Below are 7,170 nucleotides of genomic sequence, written 5' to 3' on the forward strand. Positions count from 1 at the left end.
CTTTTTTCAACACCTGCCCTTTTTGCAGGAGACGGAAGCCGTCCAGCTGCGTGGCAATTTGCGTGCAGGCGTGGAGGAAGGTTTCGCGGGAGGGCATGGTGGGTGTTGAGTGGGCGGGAAGAGTGCTTAGTTGCCCCGCTTGATTATCTTTCGGGAAATGGACTGTGGAGAATTGTCCGCTCCCTTTCTCGCTGATACGAGTTGTACCAGTCCTCAAAACTCACCGTCGGATACCCACCAAAACGCTCGCGTTTTGGTGGGGCGCGACCGCAGGGTAGGTTTTTACGCTGCGCGCAAATTTTGCGCGCCAGGCTGGCTTGGTACAGACTTATATTTAATTAAGTACGTGAGCGAAGAATAAGTTTCCAAATTTTTGCTTACTTCGATGTGTAAATATTAATAACTTTGGTTAAGTTTTTCTCAAATTCTTTAGTATCAATAAAATAGTTAGGATAAGCTTTTTTTAGTTCTTTTAGAGACTTTGCAGATACTAATACAATGTCCTTATCCTTCTGATTTGAATCATCAAATTCATTATATATATTGGTGGCTATTTCAAGTTCGTCTTTCCTAAATGTTCTATAAAACCCTGTTTTGGAGTTTAAATCTAGATTTATTAAGAAATAAGACTCCTTATTTTTTGTTTCATTAGATAAATTTTCAGTTATCGCTTTTACAGATATTCTAAATAGGCTGAGTTTTTCAAATAGATGTAACTCTTTGGTTAAATCCATTATTTTATCAAAATTACTGTAATCATTTATTTTATTAGCAAGAAAGTTTTCTAAATTTGAGAATTCAGTTCCAATGCACTTGAATAATTCTAGCCATTTATTGTCTCCATTCCCTGATTTTAGTGATTGATTGGTAAAGGTATCTATAACTTCTACAGCTGTTGCCCATGAATGCTGAATTTTTGTCCTAATTTGTAATTCAATATTCATATTCCTAAACTTATCTTTTGCTCCGTTGTATCTATATACTAAGTGAACACCCCTATATCCTGAATCTTTAGGATTATTGATATAATCTCTTTCTCTATAGAGAATATTATTAGTCCTGCTATCTTTTAAACATCTATGCAAATCTCTAACTTTATTTAAATTTGATAGTATAGCTCTACACCCTGCTATATCCTCCATTCTACTTAAATTCATATTAGATTCTCGACGTAATTTATTAATGATTGACGGTGCTCTCTTAAGTCTTTGTACCACAATAGAATTTTTATCTATACGCAAAGAGTTTTTTCTTAAGAAATCTATCATAACCTGCATTGGATAAGCATGAGAACTTCTCCAGTTATGAAATACTGTTATATCTTCATTAGATTGATTTGAGTTGGCAAGAGCTATTCCTGCTTTATTTACACGTTCTCTAGAAAATTGGGGTTCTATCCATTCCATATTTTATCTCCTCAAAAAGGTTACCCCTCACAACTGCTGCAATTCAGCAGATTACGGTTAAAGCGTTGGGCCGCGCTCATGCTGTGCTGGTAGTAGATGGATTTGAGGCCGAGTTCGGCGGCGGTGAGGTAGAGCTGGTTGATGTCGCGTGTCGGGGTTTCGGGGTGGATCATGACGTTGATGCTTTGTCCCTGGTCGATGTATTTTTGTCGTTGCGCGGCTTGCTGGATAACGGCGAGTTGGCTGATTTCGGCAAAGGTTTTGTAGATTTCTTTTTCTTCGTCATTGAGGGCTGCGAGGTGTTGTACGGAGCCGTCGTTGAGCAAAATGCTTTCCCAGGTTTTTTCGTTGTCGAGGTTTTTTTCTTGCAGCAGTTTTACCAGGAACGGGTTTTTGTAGGTGGTTTTGATTTTGGCGAGGTCTTTGACGTGGTAGTTGGATTTGAAGGGTTCTACTGATGGCGAGACGCTGCCGAGGATGAAGCTGCTCGATTTGGTCGGGGCGATGCTCATCAGGGTGGTGTTGCGGCGGCCATAGCCTTTGAGCAGTTCGGGTTCGCCGAATTTTTCCGCGAGTGCCTGTGAGGCGGCCAGGGTTTTTTGTTGCAGCAGTTGGAAGATTTCGTTGTTTTTTTGCATGGCGGCGAAGCTGTCGAAGGCGATGCGGTTTGCCTGCAAATAGCTATGCCAGCCGAGGACGCCGAGGCCAAGCGCGCGGTGGCGCACGGCAAAGCGGCGGGCGCGGTCAAGGAAGGGGATGTCCGCGCTTTTGTCGATGAATTCGCTCATGACGGCGTCGAGGAATTGGGTGAGGACTTCGGGCGCGTCGGTGTGTTTCCATTCGTCGTAGTGGAGCAGGTTCATGGAGGAGAGGCAGCAGACGAAGCTTTCTTCGTCGCTGGCGGGCAGCATGATTTCGGTGCAGAGGTTGGAGGCGTACACGGTCATGTTGCGGTCTTTGTAGACGTCCGGGCGGCCGGCGTTGGCGTTGTCTTTGAAAAACAGGTAGGGGATGCCGGTTTCGGCTTTGCGTTGCAGGACTTTTGCCCAGACGCGGCGTTTTTCGGGGTCGCCCGCTTTCATGGCGTCCAGCCAGGCGTTGCTGATGCAGACGCCGTAGTACATGAGCTGGATGGGGTTGCCTTCGGTGTGGATGTCCAGCCATTCGTCGATGTCGCCGTGGTCGATGTCGATGTAGCCCGCGAATTGGCCTTTGCGCGAGGTGCCTTGCGAGATGACGTCGATGATGGTGTCAAAGAGTTTGCTGAAGTTGAAGCTGCCGTCGGATTTGCCGTTGTTGCTGATGTCGCTGCCGCGCGGGCGGATGGCGCCGAAGTAGGCGCTGGTGCCGCCGCCGATTTTGCTCATCATGCCGACTTCAGCGGTGGTGCGCATGATGTCGTAGATGGAGTCGCCGATGTAGCTGCCGAAGCAGGAGATGGGCAGGCCGCGCGAGAGGCCGAAGTTTGACCAGATGGGCGAGGAGAGGGAGTAGTAGCCGCGTGCCATGTAGTGATGGAAGCGTTCGGCGAAGGTGTCGTCTTGCAGGATGTTGCCGGCGTGTTCGGCGATGGCACGGATGCGCGCTTCTGGCGTGGTGCCGTCCAGGAGGTAGCCGCGCTGGAGAAAGAGGCGGCTGTCTTCGTTTAGCCAGGAAAAGTCAGGGCGGGTTGTTTCGGCGTGGGTCATGGGTGTGTTCCTTGATGTTGTCGGGTGGACGGCGTTCCGGGTGCCGGGTGGTGTTTGGGGTTTTACATACGGGGTAGCGGGGTTGGTGTATGTAAATAGTTGGGTGTTTTTTGTCGCACAGCGGCGTGTTTGCTGCCCCCACCCCTGCCCTCCCCCACGGGGGAGGGGGTATATCGACTGTTTTCTCAGCCGAGGTTCACTATACAAACTTATTAAAAGTGTAGTTTTTCCATATTAATTCCTCTCCCTCAAAAGAGAGGCTTCTCTGGTTTAACAGATATTCCGTAGGACAATACAAAATTGCGGTCGGACAGAAAGAATTTTATTTTTTTGATGATTTACTAGGCTTTAAATCTGGATGATTTCCTGGAGTATTTTTATTGTCACGACGCCGTTTATCGTGTTCTCCAGTAGATTTGGCTATCGGTTTAGGGCCAGGTTTCAAAGGCATAATATTGTCTCCACTAATATGATTAATACATTAAGGCTATTTGCAACTCGCTTTGGTTGCTGTTGCTACGCGTTTTTTCACACCCCCTCCCCGGGTTCCCTTAAAAAAGGCATCCGCCTTTTTCAAGGGGAGCCCCGTCCCTCCCCCGCTTCGCAGGGGAGGGGGATTTATTTTCGCTGTCGGGAAGGAGAAAAATAGGTTCAGAACAAATCATCCGCCGTGATTTGTTTGATTTTTTTGCTGTAGTCGGTGCTGCGTTTGTAGAAGAAGTCGCCTTCTTTGCCGGAGAGGATTTCGATGTCAAACCACTCGGTCTCGCGCAGTTTTTTCGGGTCCACGAGGTAGGGCGCGTTGATGCCGAGGATTTCCAGCGAGTTGTTATAGCGGTTGGTGATGTAGTTTTCGACGGTGTCGAGGGTGATGAAGTCGAGGTCACCGTCTTCGAAGATCCAGCGCAGGATGCCGCGTTCGGCTTCAAGCGCGTGGTTGGCAAGTTGTTGTAGTTCGTCGTAGAAATCGGGGGTGAAGAGGCGCGGGTGTTCGTCGCGGATGATGTTGTAGAGGGCGATGCCGAAGCGGCCGTGGATTTCTTCTTCTTTCGAGGTCGCTTCCACCGCGTTTGATATGCCTTTGAACAGGTTGCGGTGTTTGTTGAACGACATGATGATGAGGAACTGGCCGAAGAGCGAGATATGCTCGACAAACAGCGAGAACATGACGAGCGACAGCACAAAGCGCTCGCGGCCAATGTCCTTGTCGCGCATGAAGTCTTCCATGTATTCGATGCGCCGCATCAGCGCCGGGTATTCGCGGATTTGGCTGAACATTTCGTTCATGCCGAGTTTTTCGAGAAGGAAGGAGTAGGCGTCCTTGTGGCGGATTTCGCTTTCGGCAAAGGTGCCGCCGACGTCGTCGATTTCCGGCTTGGGAAAGTAGCGGTAGAGGTCGCCCCAGAAGCGCTTGACGCTCACTTCCACCTGCGAGATGGCGAGCATGGCGCGGGTGAGCGCGGTGCGCTCTGCCGGGGTGATGACGGTTTTGTAGTCCTGGATGTCGCCGGTGAAGTTGAATTCGGTGTGCAGCCAGTAGGAATGGCGGATGGCGTCCTTGAATTCGAGCAGTTCCGGGTATTCGTAGGGCTTGATTTGCAGGCGGTGTTCAAAGAGGTTGCGGGTCATGGCGGGCGTCCGGGCGGGTGGAGACAAAGGAAATCCCGCCAAACCGGAGGCGGCGGGTCAATTTTTAAGTAAAAACGGCAGCTCATTTTAGGAGGATTTTGGGGGGCAACAAAGGCGAAGGTTTACCCTTTTTCGTTTCTCATTGGCTTAGCAGGGATTTCTAGTACTGGTGTATTTTAGCGTCCCAAACGGCATAAAAACACTATATATTGTGGTGTATTTGGTAACTGTTTGTAACGCCATTTGCTAACCCCCCGTTTTGCCAAGATGGCGTTGTGTGGTGGATTTACTACATCCGCACACGCCCGAAATTCCCCTGCCGCCGCTGTATAATCCGCCGCCTCATTCATACCGGAGCAAACCATGTCCCACGTCCTTATCATCGGCGCCGGTGGCGTCTCCAACGTCGTCGTCCACAAATGCGCGCAGGCAAAAGACGTCTTCAGCCAAATCACCCTCGCCAGCCGCACCGTCGCCAAATGCGAGGCGATTGCCGCCGCCGTCCACGCCAAATACAGCGTGAAAGTCGCCACTACGGCGGTGGATGCCGACAACGTCGCCGAACTTACCGCACTGATTGAACGCATCAAGCCCGACCTCGTCCTTAACGTCGCCCTGCCGTACCAAGATTTGCACATCATGGACGCCTGCCTTGCCACCGGCGTCGATTACCTTGACACCGCCAACTACGAGCCGCCGGAAGAAGCCAAATTTGAATACAAATGGCAGTGGGCGTACCACGACCGCTTCAAGGAGCGCGGCATCATGGCGCTGCTCGGCAGCGGCTTTGACCCCGGCGTGACCAACGTTTTCACCGCCTACATCAAAAAACACCTGCTCGACGAAATTCACGAGCTGGACATCATCGATGCCAACGCGGGCGACCACGGCCTGCCCTTTGCCACCAACTTCAACCCGGAAATCAACATCCGCGAAGTCACCGCCGAAGCCAAACACTGGGAAAACGGCGGCTGGCAAATCACCCCGCCGCTCTCGCACAAGCGCGTCTTCGATTTCCCGCAAATCGGCGAAAAAAACATCTACATGATGTATCACGAAGAATTGGAATCACTGGTCAAACATTATCCGGAAATCAAAACCGCGCGCTTCTGGATGACCTTCTCCGACAATTACCTCAATCACCTCAAAGTATTGGAAAACGTCGGCATGACCTCCATTGAACCCGTCATGTATGAAGGCAAAGAAATCATCCCCATCCAGTTCCTCAAAGCCGTATTGCCCGACCCCGCCTCACTCGGCCCGCGCACCAAAGGCAAAACCTGTATCGGCTGCGTCGCCAAAGGCATGAAAGACGGCAAAGAAAAAACCGTTTACATCTATAACATCTGTGACCACGAAGCCTGCTACGCCGAAGTCGGCTCACAGGCCATTTCCTACACCACCGGCGTCCCGGCAATGATTGGCGCGATGATGATGCTGCAAGGCAAATGGCATCAGGCGGGCGTCTATAACATGGAGCAATTCGACCCGGATCCGTTCCTTGACGCACTCGCCCAATACGGCCTGCCGTGGGAAATAAAAGAACTGTAAAACATATTTGTAGGGTGGGGCTTGCCCCACCATTTTTTTAAGAAGACAACCTATGGCAAAAAGAAAAAGCGATATGGAAGACATGATAGAACTTGCCGCCAAAATGCCGTGCTGACTGAATAGTATTTTGGTAGTTATCAGCTATGTTGTACTTCACTATTACGCTATCCGACCCAATGCGCCGACACCAACAGAAATGAGCCAAATGGGCGATCATGTTGTCGCCTCCATTTTGCAAAGCCTCGCCATTTTTGGCCAATATCTGCTGCCGTTTATTTTCATATTGGCGGCGGTAATCTCGCTAATCAAACAGGCACGCAAAAAGAAATAACAAAAACCATGAGTACCTTCCAAAACGCCGCCGCCTACGAGCGCTATATGAGCGGCTGGAGCCGTGCCGCAGGCGAACCATTTCTCGACTGGCTCGCATTGCCGCGCGGACTGCGCTGGCTTGATGTCGGTTGCGGTAGCGGCTACCACATGTGGCGCATGGTAGGAGAGGGGGCGAAAGCCGTTATCGGCATTGATCCGACCGCCCTTTTTTTATGTCAGTTTGAAGCGGTACGGAAGTTATTAAATCATGATCGACGGGCGAATTTAATTCCACTTGGCATTGAAGAAATGCAGCCTTTGGGCGTATTTGATACGGTTTTTTCAATGGGAGTGTTGTATCATCGAAAATCGCCGTTGGATCATTTGACGCAATTGAGAAATCAATTAGCCAAAGGCGGCGAGTTAGTCTTGGAAACCCTTGTTGTTGATGGCGATGAAAATACGGTTTTAATGCCGCTTGAGCGTTATGCCAAAATGAAGAATGTGTATTTTATTCCTTCCGTAGCGGCTTTGATCAATTGGTTGAAAAAAACCGGCTTTCATCATGTTCGCTGTGTTGATGT

The 7,170-nt window shown here is 49.7% G+C and carries 5 protein-coding genes and 1 pseudogene; 3 read left to right on the forward strand and 3 right to left on the reverse strand.

Features of this window, described 5'->3' with window-relative positions:
- Nucleotides 1–377: 377 nt before the first annotated feature.
- From Q0349_RS05995 to Q0349_RS06005, 3 genes are all read right to left on the reverse strand, one after another.
- Nucleotides 378–1,406 (reverse strand): RelA/SpoT domain-containing protein, encoded by a 1,029-nt coding sequence (locus Q0349_RS05995; RefSeq protein ID WP_298079971.1) that lies wholly within the window; start codon nucleotides 1,404–1,406, stop codon nucleotides 378–380.
- 20 nt (nucleotides 1,407–1,426) lie between these two features.
- Nucleotides 1,427–3,094: a ribonucleoside-diphosphate reductase subunit alpha gene (locus tag Q0349_RS06000; protein ID WP_298079972.1), complete on the reverse strand. Its 1,668-nt coding sequence runs from the start codon at nucleotides 3,092–3,094 to the stop codon at nucleotides 1,427–1,429.
- Nucleotides 3,095–3,745: 651 nt separating this feature from the next.
- Nucleotides 3,746–4,723 carry a ribonucleotide-diphosphate reductase subunit beta gene (locus Q0349_RS06005; protein ID WP_298079973.1) on the reverse strand — a complete coding sequence of 326 codons (978 nt, stop codon included), beginning with the start codon at nucleotides 4,721–4,723 and terminating at the stop codon, nucleotides 3,746–3,748.
- Between the two features lie 363 nt (nucleotides 4,724–5,086).
- Between Q0349_RS06005 and Q0349_RS06010 the strand changes: the two genes are divergently transcribed.
- From Q0349_RS06010 to cmoB, 3 genes and pseudogenes are all read left to right on the forward strand, one after another.
- The gene (locus tag Q0349_RS06010) at nucleotides 5,087–6,274 is read left to right on the forward strand and encodes a saccharopine dehydrogenase family protein (protein WP_298079974.1); all 1,188 of its coding nucleotides are present in this window, start codon (nucleotides 5,087–5,089) and stop codon (nucleotides 6,272–6,274) included.
- A 127-nt stretch (nucleotides 6,275–6,401) separates the two neighbouring features.
- Nucleotides 6,402–6,605, forward strand: a complete 204-nt coding sequence (locus Q0349_RS06015) for a hypothetical protein (RefSeq protein WP_298079975.1) — start codon at nucleotides 6,402–6,404, stop codon at nucleotides 6,603–6,605.
- Between the two features lie 119 nt (nucleotides 6,606–6,724).
- Nucleotides 6,725–7,170, forward strand: a pseudogene (gene cmoB, locus Q0349_RS06020) (tRNA 5-methoxyuridine(34)/uridine 5-oxyacetic acid(34) synthase CmoB); the annotation flags it as partial.

This window comes from uncultured Cardiobacterium sp. (assembly GCF_938028185.1).
Taxonomy (GTDB): domain Bacteria; phylum Pseudomonadota; class Gammaproteobacteria; order Cardiobacteriales; family Cardiobacteriaceae; genus Cardiobacterium.

Excerpts from the sequence above, each read along its gene's own strand:
- Q0349_RS05995 (WP_298079971.1), bottom strand. The coding sequence starts at position 1,406 with ATGGAATGGATAGAACCCCAATTTTCTAGAGAACGTGTAAATAAAGCA.
- Q0349_RS06000 (WP_298079972.1), bottom strand. The coding sequence starts at position 3,094 with ATGACCCACGCCGAAACAACCCGCCCTGACTTTTCCTGGCTAAACGAA.
- Q0349_RS06005 (WP_298079973.1), bottom strand. The coding sequence starts at position 4,723 with ATGACCCGCAACCTCTTTGAACACCGCCTGCAAATCAAGCCCTACGAA.
- Q0349_RS06010 (WP_298079974.1), top strand. The coding sequence starts at position 5,087 with ATGTCCCACGTCCTTATCATCGGCGCCGGTGGCGTCTCCAACGTCGTC.